This window comes from Duganella sp. LjRoot269, from assembly GCF_964254095.1.
Lineage (GTDB): Bacteria > Pseudomonadota > Gammaproteobacteria > Burkholderiales > Burkholderiaceae_D > Rugamonas > Rugamonas hordei.
Genome location: NZ_CAXUSL020000001.1, coordinates 233,024 through 252,653, shown reverse-complemented (window position 1 = coordinate 252,653; position 19,630 = coordinate 233,024). Strand labels below are relative to the sequence as shown.

Here is a 19,630-nt window from a genome sequence, read left to right as displayed (position 1 = left end):
CGGCCCGTGCCGCCGCACCAACTGATAAGTCAAGAATGACAGCGATCCAAATAAGTAATGTCGAGAAGCGCTACAAGTCGCTCCAGGCACTGGGCGGCGTGTCCCTTTCAATCGAAGAGGGCGAGTTTTTCGGCCTGCTGGGCCCCAACGGCGCCGGCAAGACCACGCTGATTTCCATCATCGCCGGCCTGATCCGGCCCGATGCGGGCAAGGTCAGCATCCACGGCCACGACGTCACCGGCGATTTCCGCGCCGCCCGCAAGAAGCTGGGCGTGGTGCCGCAGGAGCTGGTGTTCGACCCGTTCTTCACCGTGCGCGAGACGCTGCGCCTGCAGTCCGGCTATTTCGGCTTGGCCAACAACGACGCCTGGATCGATGAAGTGATGCACAACCTCGACCTGACCAACAAGGCCGACGTCAATATGCGCGCGCTGTCCGGCGGCATGAAGCGCCGGGTGCTGGTGGCGCAGGCGCTGGTGCACAAGCCGCCCGTCATCGTGCTCGACGAGCCGACCGCCGGCGTCGACGTCGAGCTGCGCCAGACGCTGTGGAAGTTCATCTCGCGCCTGAACCGCGAAGGCCACACCGTCGTGCTGACCACCCACTACCTGGAAGAAGCGCAAGCCATGTGCAAGCGCGTGGCCATGCTCAAGAGCGGCAAGGTGGTCGCGCTCGACACCATGGCGTCGCTGATCCGCCGCATCTCCGGCTCGCAGCTGACGGTCAACCTGACCAGCGGCGATCTGCCGCAAGACCTGCGCCACCTGGTCACGCATCCGGAAGCGTCCGAGCATGGCAAGAAGTACAGCCTGCGCATCAACGAATACGCCGAAGTCGAAACCCTGCTGGCGCGCCTGCGCGAGTCCGGCGCCGTGATCGACGAAATGCAACTGCAACAAGCGGATCTGGAAGACATCTTCTTGCAGATCATGGACAAGGGCACCGTATGAACTTCATCTCCACCGGCTTCCGCACCCTGGTCTACAAGGAGACGCTGCGCTTCTGGAAAGTGGCCACACAAACCGTCGCCGCGCCGATCCTGACCGCCATGCTGTACCTGCTGATCTTCGGCCACGTGCTCGAAGGCCGCGTCACCGTCTACACGGACGTCAGCTACACCGCCTTCCTGATCCCCGGCCTGGTGATGATGAGCGTGTTGCAGAACGCCTTCGCCAACTCGTCGTCGTCGCTGATCCAGTCCAAGATCACCGGCAACCTGGTGTTCGTGCTGCTGACGCCCCTGTCGCACTGGGAAATTTTCTCGGCCTACGTGATCGCCGCCATGGTGCGCGGCATCGTGGTCGGCTTCGGCGTGTTCGTGGTGACGGCGTGGTTCGCCCACCTGTCGTTCACGGCGCCGCTGTGGATCGTCGTCTTCGCGCTGCTGGGCGCGGCCATCCTCGGCACCATGGGCCTGATCGCCGGCATCTGGGCCGAAAAATTCGACCAGCTGGCCGCGTTCCAGAACTTCCTGATCATGCCGCTGACCTTCCTGTCCGGCGTGTTCTACTCGATCCACTCGCTGCCGCCGTTCTGGCTGACGGTCTCGCACCTGAACCCGTTCTTCTACATGATCGACGGCTTCCGCTACGGTTTCTTCGGCCAGTCGGACGTCAACCCGCTGGTCAGCGTGAGCATCGTCTCCGCCTTCCTCGTCGCGTTGGCACTGCTGGCGATTCGTTTGCTGCGCAGCGGTTATCGTTTGCGTCATTAATTCCAAGGACATCTCATCATGGCTACCACTCCAGAACTGATCCACGGCTACATCTCGGCCGGCCTCGAATGCACCCACCTCGAAGTGGAGGGCGACGGCCAGCACTTCCAGGCCGTCATCGTCTCGCCAGCCTTCGTCGGCAAGCGTCCGATCCAGCGCCACCAGATCGTGTACGCCGCGCTGGGCGACCGCATGCGCGAAGAGATCCACGCGCTGTCGATGAAAACCCTCACCCCTGACGAATACCAAGGATAAGCAAGCATGGACAAGCTCCTCATACAAGGCGGCAACCGCCTGAACGGCGATATCAACATCTCCGGCGCGAAGAACGCGGCGCTGCCCATCCTGTGCGCCGGCCTGCTGACCTCGGGCGACGTCGAGCTGTCGAACGTGCCGCACCTGCACGACGTGGCGACCATCCTCAAGCTGCTGGGCCAGACCGGCCTGAAAGTGACGCAGGACGGCGACAAGGTCACCTTGAACGGCAGCGCCATCGACAAGCTGGAGGCCCCGTATGAGCTGGTGAAAACCATGCGCGCCTCGATCCTGGTATTGGGCCCCTTGCTGGCGCGCTTCGGCGAAGCCAAGGTCTCGCTGCCGGGCGGCTGCGCCATCGGCTCGCGTCCGGTGGACCAGCACATCAAGGGCCTGCAGGCGCTGGGCGCCGACATCACCGTCGAAGGCGGCTACATCTACGCCAAGTGCAAGAAGCTCAAGGGCGCGCGCATCGTCACCGACATGATCACCGTGACCGGCACCGAGAACCTGCTGATGGCCGCCACCCTGGCCGAAGGCGAGACCGTGCTGGAGAACGCCGCCTGCGAACCGGAAGTGACCGACCTGGCCAACCTGCTGGTCGGCATGGGCGCCAAGATCGAAGGCATCGGCACCAACCGCCTGGTGATCCAGGGTGTGGCCGAGCTGCACGGCGCAAAACACGCCGTCATCTCCGACCGCATCGAAGCGGCGACCTTCCTGTGCGCCGTGGCTGCCGCCGGCGGCGACATCACGATCCGCAACACCCGCGTCGACATCATGGACGCCGCGCTGGACAAGCTGCGCGAGATCGGCCTGCAGATGACCATCGGCGACAACTGGATCCGCGCGCAGATGGACAAGCGCCCGACGCCGGTCACCTTCCGCACCACCGAATACCCGGGCTTCCCGACCGACATGCAGGCGCAGTTCATGGCGGTGAACACCATCGCCGACGGCGCCAGCCGCGTGACCGAAACGATCTTCGAAAACCGCTTCATGCACGTACAGGAAATGAACCGCCTGGGCGCGGCGATTGAAACCGACGGCAACACCGCCTTCATCAAGGGCGTCGAGCAGCTGGTCGGGGCGCCGGTGATGGCGACCGACCTGCGCGCTTCCGCTTCGCTGGTGATCGCGGCGCTGGCCGCGCGCGGCGAAACGCTGATCGACCGCATTTACCACCTCGATCGCGGCTACGACCAGATGGAAGTGAAGCTGTCCGCGGTCGGCGCCAATATCAAACGGATCAAATAAATCATGAGCGCATTCCAAGCCAACTCGCAGCTGATCCTCGCGCTGTCGAAGGGCCGCATTTTCGAGGACACGCTGCCGCTGCTGGAAGCGGCCGGCATCACCGTCACCGAGAACCCGGAGACGTCGCGCAAGCTGATCCTGTCGACCAACGATCCCGACGTGCGCGTCATCATCGTCCGCGCCACCGACGTGCCGACCTATGTCCAGCACGGCGCGGCGGACTTCGGCGTGGCCGGCAAGGACGTGCTGCTGGAGCATGGCGGCGAGGGCCTGTACCAGCCCATCGACTTGAACATCGCGGCCTGCCGCATGTCGGTCGCCGTGCGCAACGGCTTCGACTACGAGACCGCCGTGCGCCAGGGTGCGCGCCTGCGCGTGGCCACCAAGTTCGTGCAGACCGCGCGCGAGCACTTCGCCAAGAAAGGCGTGCACGTCGACCTGATCAAGCTGTACGGCTCGATGGAGCTGGCGCCGCTGGTCGGCCTGTCGGACGCCATCGTCGACGTGGTCAGCACCGGCAACACGCTGCGCGCCAACGACCTGAAGGAAGTGGAAGCGATCATGGACATCTCGTCGCGCCTGATCGTCAACCAGGCCGCGCTCAAGCTCAAGCGCGAACGCCTGCAGCCCATCATTGAAGCATTCGAACGCGCCTCCAAAAAGTAAACCATCATGTCGATTCAAATCACCAAGCTCGATTCCACCCAAGCCGATTTCAAAAAGTCCCTGGATGCCCTGCTGGCATTTGAAGCGAGTACCGATGAAGCCATCGAGCGTGCAGTCGCCGGCATCCTGGCCGATGTGAAGGCGCGCGGCGACGCCGCCGTGCTGGAATACACCAACCGCTTCGACCGCATTCCCAACGGCGGCGCCGCCAGCATGGCCGCCTTCGACATTCCGGAAGCGGAACTGCAGGCCGCGCTGGCCAGCATTCCCGAAGCGCAGCGCAACGCGCTGCACACCGCCGCCCAGCGCATCCGCGTGTTCCACGAGCGCCAGAAGCGGGAGCTGAACGGCTTCACCTACACCGAGCCTGACGGCACGGTGCTGGGCCAGAAAGTCACGCCGCTGGACCGGGTGGGCATCTACGTCCCGGGCGGCAAGGCGGCCTATCCCTCGTCGGTGCTGATGAACGCGATACCCGCGCACGTCGCCGGCGTCGAAGAGATCATCATGGTGGTGCCGACGCCGGACGGCGTGAAGAACCAGATGGTGCTGGCCGCCGCCGCGATTGCCGGCGTCACCCGCGTCATCACCATCGGCGGCGCGCAAGCCGTCGCCGCGCTGGCGCACGGCACCGAGTCCATACAGCCGGTCGACAAGATCGTCGGCCCCGGCAATGCCTACGTGGCAGCCGCCAAGCGCAGCGTGTTCGGCATCGTCGGCATCGATATGATCGCCGGCCCGTCGGAAATCCTGATCATCTGCGACGGCACCACCGATCCCGACTGGGTTGCGATGGACCTGTTCTCGCAGGCGGAGCACGACGAACTGGCGCAGGCGATCCTGCTGTGCCCGGACGCGGACTACATCGCCAGGGTCGAAGCGAGCATTATCAAGCTGCTGCCGACGATGCCGCGCGCGGAAGTGATCCGCACGTCGCTGACCGACCGCGGCGCATTGGTGAAAGTGCGCGACATGGCCGAAGCCTGCGCCATCGCCAACAGCATCGCCGCCGAGCACCTGGAAATCTCGGCAGAGAACCCGCAGCAGTGGGCCGACCAGATCCGCCACGCCGGTGCCATGTTCCTCGGCCGCTTCTCGTCCGAATCGCTGGGCGACTATTGCTGCGGCCCGAACCACGTGCTGCCGACCTCGCGCACGGCGCGCTTTTCGTCGCCGCTGGGCGTGTACGATTTCCAGAAACGCTCGTCGATCATTCATGTCAGCGAAGCCGGCGCGCAAACGCTGGGCAAGGTCGCGGCCGAACTGGCCTACGGCGAAGGCCTGCAGGCGCACGCCCGCAGCGCGGAGCTGCGCCTCAAATGACGGACGCCTGGATCAATCAGGTCTTTTGCGAGGATGCGCTGGCCGGCCTGGCGCGCATCCCGGACGGTTCCGTCGACTTGATCCTGACCGATCCGCCGTACAACCTGGGCAAGGACTACGGCAACGACTCCGACTCGCAGACGGTGGAAGAATACCTGCGCTGGACCGAGCAGTGGATAGACGCCGCGTTGCCCAAGCTGAAACCCAACGGCAGCCTGTACATCTTCCTGACCTGGCGCTTTTCTCCGGAGATTTTCGTGCTGCTGAAAAAGCGCATGACGATGATGAACGAGATCATCTGGGACCGCCGCGTGCCGTCGATGGGCGGCAGCGTGCGCAGCTACTCGTCGGTGCACGACACCATCGGCTTCTTCGTGCGCCGCAAGGATTACTACTTCGACCTGGACGCGGTGCGCATTCCGTACGACGCCGAAACCAAGAAGGCCCGTTCGCGCTCGATCTTCATCGGCGCCAAGTGGCTGGAAGTGGGCTACAACCCGAAGGATTTGTGGAGCGTGTCGCGCCTGCACCGCGAGCATCCGGAGCGCGCCGACCATCCGACGCAGAAGCCGCTGGAGATCATCGAACGCATGGTCAAGGCCTCGTGCCCGCCGGACGGCGTGGTGCTGGACCTGTTCATGGGCAGCGGCACGACGGCCATCGCGGCCAAGCGCTGCGGCCGCAATTTCGTCGGCTTCGAACTGAATCCCGACTACTGCGCCATCATCGCCGAACGCCTGGCCATGCCGGAAGTGCCGGCACCGCCGGAAAAAAAGAAGAAGTCCCCCGTTAAACGAAGTTCAGTCACCTCATAGGAGCCTTAGTAAGATGTCTTCCATCGACACCCTGGTCAACACCACCATCCGCTCCGACGTGCGCGCCATCGCTGGCTACCACGTCGCCGACGCGAGTGGTTATATCAAACTGGATGCGATGGAGAACCCTTACCAGCTGCCGCATCACCTGCGCGAGGAACTGGCCCAACGCCTGACCGACGTCACGCTGAACCGCTACCCGGTCGCGTCGTACGCCACCATCAAGCAGCGCGTGCGCGACACGCTGGGCATCCCGGCCGGCTACGACGTCATGCTGGGCAACGGCTCCGATGAACTGATCTCCATCCTGTGCATGGGCTGCGCGCTGCAGGACCGCCGCGCCGTGGTGCTGGCGCCGACGCCGTCGTTCGTCATGTACCAGCGCTCGGCGCAGTTCGCGGGCATGGACTACGTCGGCGTGCCGTTGAAGGCCGACCTGACGCTGGACCTGCCGGCCATGCTGGCCGCGATCGCGCGGCACAAGCCGTCGCTGGTGTTCCTATCCTACCCGAACAACCCGACCGGCAACCTGTTCGCCGCGGACGACATCGTCGCCATCATCAAGGCATTGGACGAGAACGGCTCGGGCCTGGCCGTGGTCGACGAAGCCTACGAGCCGTTCGCCCAGCAAACCTTTATGCACCGGCTGCCGGAATTTAACAATCTCGTCGTCATGCGCACGGTGTCGAAGCTGGGACTGGCCGGCATCCGCCTCGGCTACATGTCGGCGGCGCCGCAATTGCTGGCCGAGTTCGACAAAGTGCGGCCTCCTTACAACATCAACGTGTTGACGCAGGCAGCGGCCGAATTCGCGCTCGACCACGTGGAGGTGCTGAACCAGCAGGCCACGGCTTTGCGCGCCGCACGCGCCGATCTGATGGCTGCGCTGGCCGCTCTGCCCGGGGTGGAGGTGTTCCCGTCGGCGGCGAATTTTATCTTGATTCGGGTGCCGAATTCCGATGATGCCTACGCGAAACTGCTGTCCCGCAAGGTATTAATCAAAAATGTAGGTAAAATGCACGATGTGCTGGCCAATTGTTTGCGTATCACGGTCAGCACCCCGGAAGAGAATTCCGCCTTCCTCGATGCCTTCGCCGCATCGCTGGCAGCCTAACGTTATCGCCATCGCCACCGCGAGCCTTTCATGAACCGCACCGCAGAAATTATCCGCAACACCAACGAGACGCAAGTCCGCGTTTCGATCAACCTTGACGGCACCGGCAAGCAAAAGCTGAACACCGGCGTGCCCTTCCTGGACCACATGCTGGACCAGATCGCCCGTCACGGCCTGTTCGACCTGGATGTGGAAGCCACCGGCGACATCCACATCGACAACCACCACACGGTGGAAGACGTCGGCATCACCCTCGGCATGGCCGTGGCCAAGGCCATCGGCGACCGCAAGGGCATCGTCCGCTACGGCCATTCGTATGTGCCGCTGGACGAGGCGCTGTCGCGCGTGGTGCTGGATTTCTCCGGCCGGCCAGGCATCGAATACCACATTCCATTCACGCGCGCGATGATCGGCACCTTCGACGTCGACCTGACGCTGGAGTTCTTCCGCGGCTTCGTCAACCACGCGCTGGTCACGCTGCACATCGATAACCTGCGCGGCACCAACGCGCACCATCAATGCGAGACGGTGTTCAAAGCATTTGGCCGCGCGCTGCGCATGGCGTCGGAGCTGGACCCGCGCGCCGCCGGCACGATCCCATCGACCAAGGGCAGCCTGTAACATCACATCATCATGAAAAAAATCGTAGTAGTTGATTACGGCATGGGTAATCTGCGCTCGGTCGCGCAGGCCCTGCGCGCCGTCGCGCCCGATGCCAATGTGCTGATCTCCGGCGAAGTCGCCGACATCGAAACCGCCGACCGCATCGTCTTGCCCGGCCAGGGCGCCATGCCGGACTGCATGCGCAGCCTGCGCGAATCCGGCGTGCAGGACGCGCTGCTGGTGGCGGCGCGGACCAAGCCGTTGATGGGCGTGTGCATCGGCGAGCAGATGCTGTTCGACGGCAGCGAGGAAGGCAACGCCGCCGGCCTCGGCCTGTTGCCGGGCAGGGTCGTGCGCTTCCAGCTCGACGGCCAGGTGCAGGAAGACGGCTCGCGTTTCAAGGTTCCGCAAATGGGCTGGAACCAAGTGCGCCAAACGGCGTCTCACCCGATGTGGCAGGATATTCCCGACGACAGCTATTTCTATTTCGTGCACAGCTATTTCGCCCAGCCCGGGCTGGCCGAGCACACCGTGGGACAGACCATCTACGGTGCGGCGTTCAGCTGTGCCGTCGCACGTGATAATATTTTTGCGACACAGTTCCACCCGGAGAAAAGCGCCGCCACCGGACTGCAGTTGTACAAGAATTTCGTTCACTGGAACCCTTGATTTCATTTACCCCTAAATTTACTTAAACCATCATGCTGCTCATTCCTGCCATCGACCTCAAAGACGGTCACTGCGTTCGCTTGAAACAAGGCGATATGGAACTCGCCACCGTATTCTCCGAAGATCCGGCCGACATGGCCCTGCATTGGCTGAAGCAGGGCGCGCGCCGCCTGCACCTGGTCGACCTGAACGGCGCCTTCGCCGGCAAGCCGAAGAACGAAGGCGCGGTCAAGGCCATCCTCAAGGTGGTGCAGGAGTACGCTGAAGAAAATGGCCTGGACGAGATTCCGGTGCAGCTGGGCGGCGGCATCCGCGACCTCGACACCATCGAGCGCTACCTGGACGCCGGCATCAGCTACGTCATCATCGGCACCGCCGCCGTGAAGGAGCCCGGCTTCCTGCACGACGCCTGCGGCGCCTTCCCCGGCCACATCATCGTCGGCCTGGACGCCAAGGACGGCAAGGTCGCCACCGACGGCTGGAGCAAGATGTCCGGCCACGAGGTCATCGACCTGGCCAAGAAATTCGAAGCCTACGGCGTCGAATCGATCATCTACACCGACATCGGCCGCGACGGCATGATGGGTGGCGTCAATATCGAGGCCACCGTCAAGCTGGCGCAAGCGGTCAAGATCCCGGTCATCGCCTCGGGCGGCCTGCACAACCTGGGCGACGTCGAAGCGCTGTGCGCGGTACAGGAAGAAGGCATCGAAGGCGTGATCTGCGGCCGTTCGATTTACGAGGGCACCATCGACCTCGCCTCGGCCCAGCTGCGCGCCGACGAGCTCAGTGGAGATCTGCTCGAAGAAGATACGGAAGAATAAAGTCAAATACCATGCTCGCTAAACGCATCATCCCCTGCCTGGACGTGACCGATGGCCGCGTCGTCAAAGGCGTCAATTTCACCGAGCTGCGCGATGCCGGCGACCCGGTGGAAATCGCCCGCCGCTACGACGAACAGGGCGCCGACGAACTGACCTTCCTCGACATCACCGCCACCAGCGACAACCGCGGCCTGATCCTGGACATCATCGAAGCCGTCGCTTCGCAGGTGTTCATCCCGCTGACGGTGGGCGGCGGCGTGCGCGAAGTGGCCGACGTGCGCCGGCTGCTCAACGCCGGCGCCGACAAGGTCAGCATGAACTCGTCGGCCGTAGCCAATCCGCAGCTGGTGTACGACGCCTCGCAAAAGCACGGCTCGCAATGCATCGTGGTGGCGATCGACGCCAAGCAGGTTGCGCCCGGCAAGTGGGAAGTGTTTACGCACGGCGGCCGCAAGGCCACCGGCATCGACGCCATCGAATGGGCGAAGAAGATGGAACAGCTGGGCGCCGGCGAAATCCTGCTGACCAGCATGGACCGCGACGGCACCAAGTCCGGCTTCGACCTGGGCCTGACGCGCGGCGTGTCCGACGCGGTCGGCATCCCGGTGATCGCCTCCGGCGGCGTCGGCGGCTTGCAGGACCTGGCCGACGGCATCAAGCTGGGCAAGGCCGACGCGGTGCTCGCCGCCAGCATCTTCCACTACGGCCAGCACACGGTGCAGGAAGCCAAGCGTTTCATGGCGCAGCAGGGCATTCCGATGCGCCTGGTTTAAGAGAATTCTATGTCGACTACCGCAAGCGCCCTGGCCAAGGCTAAATGGCTGAAGAAAATCCAATGGGACGAGCACGGCCTGGTGCCGGTGATCGCCCAGGAAGCCGGCAGCAACGACGTGCTGATGTTCGCCTGGATGAACCGCGAGGCGCTGGCCAAGACGGTCGAGCTGGGCGAAGCCGTGTACTGGAGCCGCTCGCGCAAGAAGCTGTGGCACAAGGGCGAGGAATCCGGCCATGTGCAGAAGGTGCTGGAAATCCGCCTCGATTGCGACGAGGACGTGGTGCTGCTGAAAATCGAGCAGGCCGGCGGCATCGCCTGCCATACCGGCCGCCATTCCTGCTTCTTCCAGAAGTTCGAGGGCGACGCGCTCGAGGGCGACTGGCAGGCCGCCGAGCCCGTGCTGAAGGATCCTGCCGACATCTACACTCCGGCCACGGTGGCAAAAACCAAGACAAAGAAATCGACATGAGCACTATTCTCGACCGCTTGGCCGATCTGATCGAGTCGCGCAAACTGGTCAACGGCGGCGATCCCGACAAGTCCTACACCTCCAAGCTGTTCGCCAAGGGCGACGACGCCATCCTGAAGAAAATCGGCGAGGAAGCCACCGAAACCGTGATGGCCGCCAAGGATGCGCGCGCCGGCGGCGACAGCGGCAAGGTCTTGTACGAAGTGGCCGACTTGTGGTTCCATACGCTGGTGCTGCTGGCCCAGTTCGACCTCAAGCCGCAGCAGGTGCTCGACGAGCTGGCGCGCCGCGAAGGCGTCTCCGGACTCGAAGAAAAAGCTGCCCGCAAGGAATAACCCCCACTCACGGAGCCGTTGTGGATAACTGCCTGTTTTGCAAGATAGCTGAAAAGAAAATCCCCTCGTCCATCGTCTACGAAGACGAGGACTTGCTGGCGTTCAAGGACATCAACCCTGCCGCGCCGGTGCATTTGCTGGTGATTCCGAAGAAACATTTCTCGTCCTTGTCGGACTGCAGCGCCAACGAAGCCCCGTTGCTGGGCAAAATGCTGGCGCTGGCGCCCCGGCTGGCGGAGGAATCCGGTTGCGCCGTCGGCTACGACGCCGACGGCACGCCGACCGGCGGCTACAAGACGCTGATTAACAGTGGGCCCAACGGCGGACAAGAGGTGTACCATCTACATCTACATGTGATCGGCGGCCCTCACCCCTGGCGCGGACAACGTTAAGTTGCTCTCTAAGTTGCTCTAAGTTGCCTTAAGTTGCCAGCGTTATATCGATAGCCGCATGACATCCACATGACGGGCTGCGGTTCGCTTATACTGTCGCAGGCAGTTCTCGTATCAATAGATAATTTGGGCGCTTGCGCCTTGCAAGGGGAATATGATGGGTTCATTCAGTATTTGGCATTGGTTGATCGTCCTGGTGATCGTGATGCTGGTGTTCGGCACCAAGAAACTGGGCAATATGGGTTCGGACATCGGCAAGGCCGTCAAAGGCTTCAAGGATGGCGTCAAGGGCGAGGAAGACAAGCCAGCCGCCCCGGCCGCACCGGGCACCATCGACGTCGACGCTAAAGAGAAGAAATAAGCCCCGGGGAGCGCGGCTCCCTTGTGGCTGAAACTACCTTATGATCGATCTCGGTCTTACCAAACTTGCTGTGATCGGCGTGGTTGCGCTGGTCGTCATCGGTCCTGAAAAGCTGCCCAAGGTGGCGCGCATGGCCGGGACGCTGTACGGCCGCGCCCAGCGCTACCTGAACGAAGTCAAATCCGAAGTCTCGCGCGAAATCGAGCTGGAAGAGTTGAAAAACCTCCAGAAAGAAGTGCAGGCCGCGGCCGAGAGCGTCAAGTCGGACGTGGAGAATTCCATCTCCCAGCACGTTTCCGAAGTGGAAAACGCGTGGCACGATACGCCCACCACGCCCTCGTTCAGCAGCGCCACCACCGACGATCTGTCGCGCAAGGCGCGCGAGTTCCGCCGCAAGAAGCTGGTGCGCAACTCGGCCGTTCCCGGCTGGTACAAGCAGCGCCACGGCGGCAAGATGCACGTGACGTCCGGCGCGGCGCGCGTGGCCCGCTTCCGCCCCGGCAGCAACTCCAACTCTTCGTTCTACTAAATGACTAAACCTGCACAGGGCGAAGAGACCTTTATCTCTCACCTGATCGAACTGCGCGACCGTTTGGTCAAGGCGTCCATCGGCATCGCCATCGTCTGCATCGCGCTGATGATCTGGCCGGGGCCGTCGCAAATCTACGACTTCATCGCGCGGCCGATGATCGCCTCGCTGCCGGTCGGCTCGAAGATGATCGCCACCGGCGTGATCTCGCCGTTCCTGGTGCCGATGAAGGTGACCCTGGTCATTTCCATCATCCTGTCCCTGCCGTGGGTGCTGTACCAGCTGTGGGCCTTCGTGGCGCCGGGCCTGTATGCGCACGAGAAGCGCTTGATCGCGCCGCTGGTGATTTCGTCGTCGGTGCTGTTCATGAGCGGCGTGGCGTTCTGCTACTTCCTGGTGTTCGGCCGCGTGTTCCAGTTCATCGCCGAGTTTTCGCCGCAGTCGATCGCGGTGACGCCGGATATCGAGAACTACCTGGATTTCGTCATGTCGATGTGCCTGGCCTTTGGCGCGACGTTCGAGGTGCCGGTGGTGGTGGTGATTTTGGTGCGCATGGGCCTGGTGAGCGTGGCCAAGCTGAAGGAAGTGCGTCCTTACGCGATTGTGGGTGCCTTCGTGATTGCCGCCATCGTCACGCCGCCCGATGCGGTCAGCATGTTCTCGCTGGCGATTCCGATGTGCCTGCTGTTCGAGCTGGGCCTGCTGGTGGCGCCGCTGTTCGTGCGCATGTCGACGGCGCCGGAAGAGAAGGCCTGATGAACACGGCGCTACGGCAAGCGGCTGGATATTTTAAGAAGCACGCCAAGCGTCACGGCATGCAGCGCTAGCGAAATTCCTACCATCCAGTAGAGCGTAACGAATTTCGCGTTGAAGCGCGCAATCAAGCGTTGTTCCAGCGCTTCAAGCTTGGCATTAAAACGTTCCTCCAACGCTTCGAGCTTGGTATTAAAATGTTCCTCCAACGCTTCGAGCTTGGTATTGAAACGCTGCTCCAGCGCTTCGAGCTTCGCGTATATATCTGTCCGCAACATTTCGATCCGGGCGATCATGTCGGTCCGGAGAAGGACCAGCTCGCTTGGCCCGACTGTGGCCTCAGCCAGTGCGTCGCTCAAGGCGTTTGCTTGCGCCTCCGCCTGATCCGGCGGGATACCGGCCTCCGCCAACTTTCTTGCGTACTCAAGCGTGTTGAATTTGATGGGCATATTCATGGTCACTCCCTGATTAAATGGTAGCAGAAACCGGCCTGAATGCGAGTCGGCGTACTACCATAGCGAATCAACGGATGAGCTGTTTGCGCCCACTCAAACGGACACACTCTACTGCGTCATCAAGCCCTTGATCACCCGCACCGGCGCGCTGCCGTAGCTGAGGAATTGCTCGTGGAATTCCTTCAGGTTGAACTTGGCGCCCAACTGCTGCTTGCGCTGCTCGCGCAATTCCATGATCTCGCTGTAGCCGCTGAAATAGCTGGTCAGCTGCACCGACGACACCTGCACCCGATGCCATTTCTCCACCGCCTCACTGCGCGTCTGGAAGGCCTGGCGCGTCAACAGATCCATGGCCTGCTCCTCCGTCATGCCCAGCACGTGCACGCTGTAATCGAGGATGGTGTTGGTCACGCTGCGCAGGTTCCACTTCGAATACATCAGCCACATTTCCGGCTCGTTATTGCCATAGCCGGATTCCAGCATCATGCGCTCGCCGTACACCGCCCAACCCTCCACCATCGCGCCGTTGCCGAAGATGGATTTGACGATCGAGGGCGAGCGGTTCGCATACACCAGCTGCGCATAGTGGCCGGGAATCGCCTCGTGGATATTCAGGATCTGCAGTATCCAGTAGTTGTACTCGCGCAGGCTGCTCTCGGCCGCCTCCGCCGTTGCGCCATCGAGCGGCGTCACGTTGTAGTAGGTGCGGTCCTGCGGGCGATACGGCCCCGGTGCGTCGATGCTGGCGCCGGCCACGCCGGCCTGGTATGCCGGCGTCGCGCGCACTTCCAGCTGCTTCTTCGGATCCAGCGTCAGCAGGTCGTGGCTGATCACCCAGTCCTGCAGCACCGGCACCTGGCGGCGGATCTCCTTGAAGAAATCCTCGCGCGCCACGTGACGGGAAGACAGCTTGTCGATCACCATGCCGATCTTGGCAAAGCGGTCGGCCGGCTTGGCCGCGCCGCCCATGGTCTTGTCCCACAGATCGTCCGAGATGCGCGCCATATTGGTCAGCAGTTCCTCGCGCGTTGCCAGCGCCTTTTGATAGGTCTGCTCGGCCGTGCTGCCAGACTGGATATCGTAGGCAAACTTCTGCTCGTACAATTCCTTGCCCAGGCGGAAAGTGCGACGGCCCTTGCTGTCCATCTGCCGGTCCATCTCGGTCAGGAAGGCGACGTAGCTGTCGACCGCCGTCAGCGCCGCATTGACGCGCTGCGTGAACAGCTGCTTTTCCACCGGCGTCAGGATCGATGCCTGCGCGGCCTTGTCGGCTTCGGTCAGCAGCGTCTGCACGCCGGGCGCCTGCGAGATCGCCAGGCGCGTATGTTCGCGCGTCGGATTGACGATGTTGGCGCGCGCAGCATCGTAGTAGGCCGGAATGCTGGCGATGCGCTTGAGCAGCGTGCGCAGGCGCTGCGGCTGCGCCGCGTATTCGGTGTTGAGGATCAGGTCGATCGGGCCGGCCACGTTGTAGCTGGCCGGATTCCATTCAAACTCCTTGAGCGTGGTCAGGCGGAAGCGGTCGCTGTCGAGCTTGTTGATCAGCAGCGCCAGGTCGGTGCGCTGGCGCGCCGACAGCTGGCTGGCGTTGATGCCGCCGAATTTCTGCTTCCACTCGTCGATGAAGGCCAGCTCCTTCGCCTGCTCGGCGCGGTCGGGCACCGTCAGCATGGCGGCGGTGTCGTACTTGCCGGCGTAGATCGCGCTTTCCGAATCCATGCGCCACAGCGCGTTCAGGAACTGGTTGCTGAGGGAGTCGAACGAGCGGTCCTGGCGGCGTTCCGGCGTCACCGGCTTCAGTGTCGGCCTGGCCGCCGCTGCGACCACGGCGGCGCCGGCGACGGCCTTGGCCTTGCCATGTTTGCCCGAGCCTTTGCTGCTCTTGGCGGCCTTGCCGTGGGAGGTGTGGGCATTGGCCTTGCCGCCGGACTTGCTCTTGGCCGAGGTGTGGCTGGTGGAGGCCTTGTGTTCTTTCTTGTGCGTCGTGGCGCCGGCTGGTGCGACGGCGAGCGTCGTCATCAATACAGCCAGTGCAATTTTTGTCTTAATCATCTTCAACTACCTTGTGAATATGGTGGCCGGGCGCGCCGGACCGAAGCGAAGGAGATTATCACTAATCGGCTCGCTTGAGCGCGTTCGGTTTGTAACTCGGCCTTTACTTCCGCATGCCTTCTTGCAGCATATTCAACATCTCGCCGGCCGACATGCGGCCGCTGACGTCGCTGCCTTCGAGCAGGCTGTCGGCCAGGTCGCGCTTGTGCTGGTGCAGGTCGACGATGCCTTCCTCGATGGTGTGGCGCGCCACCAGGCGGTAGATGGTCACCGGCCGCAGCTGGCCCATGCGGTGCGCGCGGTCCGAGGCCTGGTCTTCCACCGCCGGATTCCACCACGGGTCCATGTGGATCACGTAGTCGGCGGCGGTCAGATTGATGCCGACGCCTCCCGCCTTCAGGCTGATGAGGAACACGTCGCCCTCGCCGGCCTGGAACAGGTCGACGCGCCTCTTGCGGTCCGCCATCGGCGTCGAGCCGTCGAGGTACTGGTAGCTGATGTTGTTGGCGTCCAGGTGCGCGCGGATCAAACTCAGGTGATCGACGAACTGGCTGAACACCAGTACCTTGTGCTTGTTCTCCAGCAGCCCTTCCAGCAGGTGCGCGAACGCCGCCAGCTTGCTGCTGCCGAGGCCCAGCTCCGGCGCTACCAGGTTCGGATTGCAGCAGGCGCGGCGCAGCTTCATGATCTCGGCCAGGATCTGGATCGACTTCTTCTCGGCAGGCCCTTCGACGGCTGCCAGCGTTTCCAGCGCCGCGCGGCGCAGGGATTCGTACAGCGCCGTCTCTTCCGCCGACAGGTCGACTTCCATCGTGATCTCGGTGCGCGACGGCAGCTCGGTCAGCACCTGCGCCTTGGTCCGGCGCAGCATGAACGGCTGGATCAGGCGCCGCAGGCGGTTGCGCGCGCCCACTTCGGCGCGATGGTCCTGCGGTTTTTCTATCGGCGCCGCGAAGCGCAGGTTGAACGATTCGATGCTGCCCAACAGGCCCGGATTGATGAAGCGGAATAGGTTCCACAACTCGCCCAGGTGGTTCTCCAGCGGCGTGCCGGTGGCCACCATGCGGAACGCGCCCTTCAGCGCCATCACGGCCTGCGAGCGCTTGGTGGCGCCGTTCTTGATCGCCTGCGCTTCGTCGAGCACGATGGTGTTCCACTGCACGCCCGCAAACAGCGCGGCCTCCAGCTGCAGCAGGCCGTAGCTGGTCACCACCAGGTCGTAGGGCTGCAGCGTGGACATGGTCTCAGCGCGGTCGCCGGCGCCGAACAGCTTGACGTTGAGCGTCGGCGCGAAGCGGGCCGCCTCGCTGATCCAGTTCATGCAGACGGAGGTCGGCGCCACCACCAGCGTCGGGCCTTGCGGCGCGCGCGACAGGATCAGCGCCAGCGCCTGCAGCGTCTTGCCCAGGCCCATATCGTCGGCCAGGCAGGCGCCCACGCCCCAGTTGGCGAGGCGCGACAGCCAGTTGAAGCCCTCCAGCTGGTAGTCGCGCAGTTCCGCCTGCAGGGTGCTCGGCAGCTGCGGCACGAAGGCCGCCTGCGCCGCCATGCGTTCCAGATGCTCCTTCCACAGCTTGTCCGACTTGAGGCCGCCGATGTCGTCGGCCAGCTCCTCCAGCGCGAACGACGCCAGCGGATGCAGGCGCACGCCGTCGGCGGTGATCTCGCCGTAGGCCGACACCTCGCGCAGGCGGCGGTGCAGTTCCTCGGTCAATGCCAGGTAGCGGTTCTCGCCCAGCTCCACGAAGCGGCTCTGGCTCTTCTGCATCAGCTCCAGCAGCGTCTTCAGGTCCATGACCTTGTCTTCGTCGATCTGCAGTTCGCCGCTGGCCGCGAACCAGTCCTTGTTGCTCTTGATGGCCAGGCGCAGCTGCTTGGTCTCGACCTTGGCGGTGACGCGGAAGCTCTCGCCCTCCGGCCAGGCCAGCACGATGCCGTCCGGCGGCAGCTCCTGCAATTCCACCAGCAGCTGCAGGCACAGCGCCGGCTGGCCCAGCAGCCATTCGCCGTGTTCCTGCTCGGCCGATTCCAGCACCGGGCATTTGGCGATCAGCTCGCGCTCGGCGTCGCGTTCGTCGATCAGCTTGCGGCGCGCCTGCACCGACTTGCCGCCGACGTCGGCGATCACGCTGTCCGCGCCGGCGCCCGGCGCGTAGTAGGCGCCGTTGGCCAGCGGCCGCACCAGCACCTGCATCTTCAGGCCGTGTTGATATGGCAGCAGGTGCAGGTGCAAACGCGTGTCGGCCTCCACCTGTTCCATGTCCGGCGCGGCGCCGCCGATTTCCGATTGCACCGTCACCAGCGAGGAAATGGAGCTGATCGCGTGCAGCACCTGCTGCTCCGCGTGCGCGGGCACGTGCAGCGCGTCGCCGACGATGGCGGCGATGCGGCGGTGCTCGTCGAGGATGGTGACCACGCGCAGGCGGGTCGGCGTCTCCTTGGTGACGATGACCGACGAGCTGTCGTCCGGTATCGGCGGTTGCAGGCGCAATTCCAGGTTGCCGGGACTTTTCTTGATCAGCAGTTCCGGCTCGCCGGCCAGCATCTCGACGCGCGTATCGGGCGCGTCGGCCCAGAACAGCAGCGGATGGCCGATCAGCGCCGCCGCGGCGCGCTGCGGATCGATCTCGTAGGCGAGGCCGCTGGACTGGTAGCTGCGGTGCGCCACCGAGATCGCCTCGGATGCGCGCACATCCTGCGGCGTGAGGAAGTCGAACTGCTCGGACTCGAAGCGCAGCCGCTTCAGGCCGACGGCGCGGCCCTTGCTCCACAGGCCGCGCGCATCGCGCTTCTGCTCGACGGGAGCGACATCGGTCAAGCCGTGGCGGTTATCGTAGTTCAGCATCCACACCAGCCGCGTGCTGCCGATGGCGTCCGGCGCGGCCGGCTGCTGCAGGTTGATCAGCGCCGACAGCTGCCGCTGCCATGCTTCCTGCCGTTCGAACCAGACGCTCATGTCCGGATAGCCCAGGCGCGAGCGCAGCGCGTTGGCGTGGCGCTGCTGCTCGACGTCGCCCAGGTGACCCAGCAGCGTGGCCGCTTGCCCGGCGATGAACAGGTATCCGGCGCGTTCGGCGTTCTGCGCCAGCTCCTGCAACTGCGCCTTGCGCTCGGACAACTGCGGCAGCGACAGCCAGAAGTACAGCAGGCATTGGAACATCTGAGTCTGCAGGCTGGTTTCCCACGCCAGCGCGGCCACGGCGTCGGTCTGCATGGTGCCGGCGCGGATCTGGCGCAGCATGTCGATCTGCTGGTAGACGGCGGTATCGTGGTTCTGCGGCATGCGCACGGCGATTTCCAGGTATGCCTCGGCCGCCTTCAGATGCTTGGCATCGCCGCTGCGCATCAGCGACAGCAGGTACAAATGGCTGCCCATTCCGGCGAACAGCAGCTTGCGCTTGCCGGTTTCGCGGCGCAGCGTCTTCAGCGCCGCGTCGAAGCCGACGATGGCAGCGCCGGTGGCGCCGCGCAGCAGCACGACGATGCTGGCCAGGTACTGGCTCTGCGGACCGCCGGTGCGTTCCAGGTAGCGCTTGGCGTCGTCCAGGCGGCCGCACAGGATGGCGTCTTCGGCCAGCGCCATGCGCAGTTCGGGGTTGATGTCGTCCTTCATCGCCAGGCGACGTTGCATGTGCTGTTCGCAGAATTCACGTATCACCGGCACGGTCAGGAATTCGTGGCGGGCGTTTTGCAGCAGCACGGCCAGCACGTCGTCCTGCAGTAGCGGATGCACGCGCGCCAGCATGCCCGGTTCGAACGGTCGGCCGAAGATGTCGACGATGGGATGCAGCTGCGCCGCCTCATAGCTGCCGAGGCAGAACGCCAGTATCGGCTGGATCTGCTGCGGTGTCTGGCCGCGCAGGAGGCCCATGCGCAGGCGCGCCATGCCGGCGCGGTAGCTGCGCGGTTCGACGCTGTTCCAGGTCTGGCGCATCGGCACCAGTTCGTCGTAGGCGTTGCACAAGTCGTCCAGCGCATGGGTGCCGATGGAGGCGCGCATCGCCGGCCAGCGCAGCTTGGGGTTGCAGACGAAGCCGCGGCCGGTGACCACGCTGATGAAGGCCAGCCGTTCCAGCTTGCGCATCGACTCGTCCAGCGTGCCGACGCTGTAGGTGTTGCCGTCCTTGTCCTCGATGCGCGCCATGTTCAGGTGATCGAGGATGGCGGTGCGGCCCACCGGCTCGCCGATCAGGGCGAGCAGTGCGAGTATCATTTTTTCGTTGAATTCAAGCGCGTCAAATTCGGCGAGCAGCTTAGCGTCGGCCATGC

The 19,630-nt window shown here is 63.7% G+C and carries 21 protein-coding genes; 18 read left to right on the top strand and 3 right to left on the bottom strand.

The window, feature by feature from the left end:
• The first annotated feature begins 35 nt into the window (after positions 1-35).
• The 18 genes from ACSQ3S_RS00960 to tatC all read left to right on the top strand — a co-directional run bounded on the left by ACSQ3S_RS00960 (position 36) and on the right by tatC (position 12,857).
• A complete protein-coding gene (locus ACSQ3S_RS00960; RefSeq protein ID WP_176653363.1) occupies positions 36-950 on the top strand; it encodes an ABC transporter ATP-binding protein in 915 nt (304 codons plus the stop codon).
• Entirely contained in the window at positions 947-1,714 is a 768-nt protein-coding gene (locus ACSQ3S_RS00955) for an ABC transporter permease (RefSeq protein WP_176653364.1), read from the top strand. The genes ACSQ3S_RS00960 and ACSQ3S_RS00955 overlap by 4 nt, the downstream gene beginning before the upstream one ends.
• Before the next feature lie 18 nt (positions 1,715-1,732).
• On the top strand, positions 1,733-1,969 hold the full coding sequence (locus ACSQ3S_RS00950) for a BolA family protein (protein WP_176653365.1): 237 nt from the start codon (positions 1,733-1,735) through the stop codon (positions 1,967-1,969).
• 6 nt (positions 1,970-1,975) lie between these two features.
• The gene (murA, locus tag ACSQ3S_RS00945) at positions 1,976-3,226 is read left to right on the top strand and encodes a UDP-N-acetylglucosamine 1-carboxyvinyltransferase (protein WP_176653366.1); all 1,251 of its coding nucleotides are present in this window, start codon (positions 1,976-1,978) and stop codon (positions 3,224-3,226) included.
• A gap of 3 nt (positions 3,227-3,229) precedes the next feature.
• The gene (hisG, locus tag ACSQ3S_RS00940; RefSeq protein WP_176653367.1) at positions 3,230-3,892 is read left to right on the top strand and encodes an ATP phosphoribosyltransferase; all 663 of its coding nucleotides are present in this window, start codon (positions 3,230-3,232) and stop codon (positions 3,890-3,892) included.
• A 6-nt stretch (positions 3,893-3,898) separates the two neighbouring features.
• Positions 3,899-5,215 carry a histidinol dehydrogenase gene (gene hisD / locus ACSQ3S_RS00935; protein WP_176653368.1) on the top strand — a complete coding sequence of 439 codons (1,317 nt, stop codon included), beginning with the start codon at positions 3,899-3,901 and terminating at the stop codon, positions 5,213-5,215.
• Complete coding sequence (locus ACSQ3S_RS00930) at positions 5,212-6,030, top strand: DNA-methyltransferase (RefSeq protein ID WP_413449377.1); 819 nt, start codon at positions 5,212-5,214, stop codon at positions 6,028-6,030. Before hisD ends, ACSQ3S_RS00930 begins: the two co-directional genes overlap by 4 nt.
• A gap of 13 nt (positions 6,031-6,043) precedes the next feature.
• Positions 6,044-7,144 (top strand): histidinol-phosphate transaminase, encoded by a 1,101-nt coding sequence (gene hisC / locus ACSQ3S_RS00925; protein WP_436141338.1) that lies wholly within the window; start codon positions 6,044-6,046, stop codon positions 7,142-7,144.
• Positions 7,145-7,174: 30 nt separating this feature from the next.
• The gene (gene hisB / locus ACSQ3S_RS00920; protein WP_090324507.1) at positions 7,175-7,765 is read left to right on the top strand and encodes an imidazoleglycerol-phosphate dehydratase HisB; all 591 of its coding nucleotides are present in this window, start codon (positions 7,175-7,177) and stop codon (positions 7,763-7,765) included.
• A 12-nt stretch (positions 7,766-7,777) separates the two neighbouring features.
• A complete protein-coding gene (hisH, locus tag ACSQ3S_RS00915; protein ID WP_413449375.1) occupies positions 7,778-8,416 on the top strand; it encodes an imidazole glycerol phosphate synthase subunit HisH in 639 nt (212 codons plus the stop codon).
• 32 nt (positions 8,417-8,448) lie between these two features.
• On the top strand, positions 8,449-9,240 hold the full coding sequence (hisA, locus tag ACSQ3S_RS00910) for a 1-(5-phosphoribosyl)-5-[(5-phosphoribosylamino)methylideneamino]imidazole-4-carboxamide isomerase (protein WP_176653372.1): 792 nt from the start codon (positions 8,449-8,451) through the stop codon (positions 9,238-9,240).
• A gap of 11 nt (positions 9,241-9,251) precedes the next feature.
• Entirely contained in the window at positions 9,252-10,013 is a 762-nt protein-coding gene (gene hisF, locus ACSQ3S_RS00905) for an imidazole glycerol phosphate synthase subunit HisF (RefSeq protein WP_436141337.1), read from the top strand.
• A gap of 9 nt (positions 10,014-10,022) precedes the next feature.
• Positions 10,023-10,484: a phosphoribosyl-AMP cyclohydrolase gene (gene hisI / locus ACSQ3S_RS00900; protein WP_176653374.1), complete on the top strand. Its 462-nt coding sequence runs from the start codon at positions 10,023-10,025 to the stop codon at positions 10,482-10,484.
• Positions 10,481-10,819: a phosphoribosyl-ATP diphosphatase gene (locus tag ACSQ3S_RS00895; protein ID WP_176653375.1), complete on the top strand. Its 339-nt coding sequence runs from the start codon at positions 10,481-10,483 to the stop codon at positions 10,817-10,819. Before hisI ends, ACSQ3S_RS00895 begins: the two co-directional genes overlap by 4 nt.
• Before the next feature lie 20 nt (positions 10,820-10,839).
• Positions 10,840-11,211 carry a histidine triad nucleotide-binding protein gene (locus tag ACSQ3S_RS00890; protein ID WP_176653376.1) on the top strand — a complete coding sequence of 124 codons (372 nt, stop codon included), beginning with the start codon at positions 10,840-10,842 and terminating at the stop codon, positions 11,209-11,211.
• 157 nt (positions 11,212-11,368) lie between these two features.
• Positions 11,369-11,572: a Sec-independent protein translocase subunit TatA gene (gene tatA / locus ACSQ3S_RS00885; RefSeq protein WP_176653498.1), complete on the top strand. Its 204-nt coding sequence runs from the start codon at positions 11,369-11,371 to the stop codon at positions 11,570-11,572.
• Positions 11,573-11,612: 40 nt separating this feature from the next.
• A complete protein-coding gene (tatB, locus tag ACSQ3S_RS00880) occupies positions 11,613-12,101 on the top strand; it encodes a Sec-independent protein translocase protein TatB (RefSeq protein ID WP_176653377.1) in 489 nt (162 codons plus the stop codon).
• Positions 12,102-12,857, top strand: coding sequence for a twin-arginine translocase subunit TatC (gene tatC / locus ACSQ3S_RS00875; RefSeq protein ID WP_176653378.1), 756 nt, complete (start codon positions 12,102-12,104; stop codon positions 12,855-12,857).
• Between the two features lie 11 nt (positions 12,858-12,868).
• Here the strand turns inward: tatC and ACSQ3S_RS00870 are convergent, their stop codons facing one another.
• From ACSQ3S_RS00870 to ACSQ3S_RS00860, 3 genes are all read right to left on the bottom strand, one after another.
• Positions 12,869-13,309, bottom strand: coding sequence for a hypothetical protein (locus tag ACSQ3S_RS00870; RefSeq protein ID WP_436141336.1), 441 nt, complete (start codon positions 13,307-13,309; stop codon positions 12,869-12,871).
• A 108-nt stretch (positions 13,310-13,417) separates the two neighbouring features.
• Positions 13,418-15,361, bottom strand: coding sequence for a DUF885 domain-containing protein (locus ACSQ3S_RS00865; RefSeq protein ID WP_436141335.1), 1,944 nt, complete (start codon positions 15,359-15,361; stop codon positions 13,418-13,420).
• A gap of 103 nt (positions 15,362-15,464) precedes the next feature.
• Positions 15,465-19,628: an SNF2-related protein gene (locus tag ACSQ3S_RS00860; protein WP_436141334.1), complete on the bottom strand. Its 4,164-nt coding sequence runs from the start codon at positions 19,626-19,628 to the stop codon at positions 15,465-15,467.
• Positions 19,629-19,630: the final 2 nt, after the last annotated feature.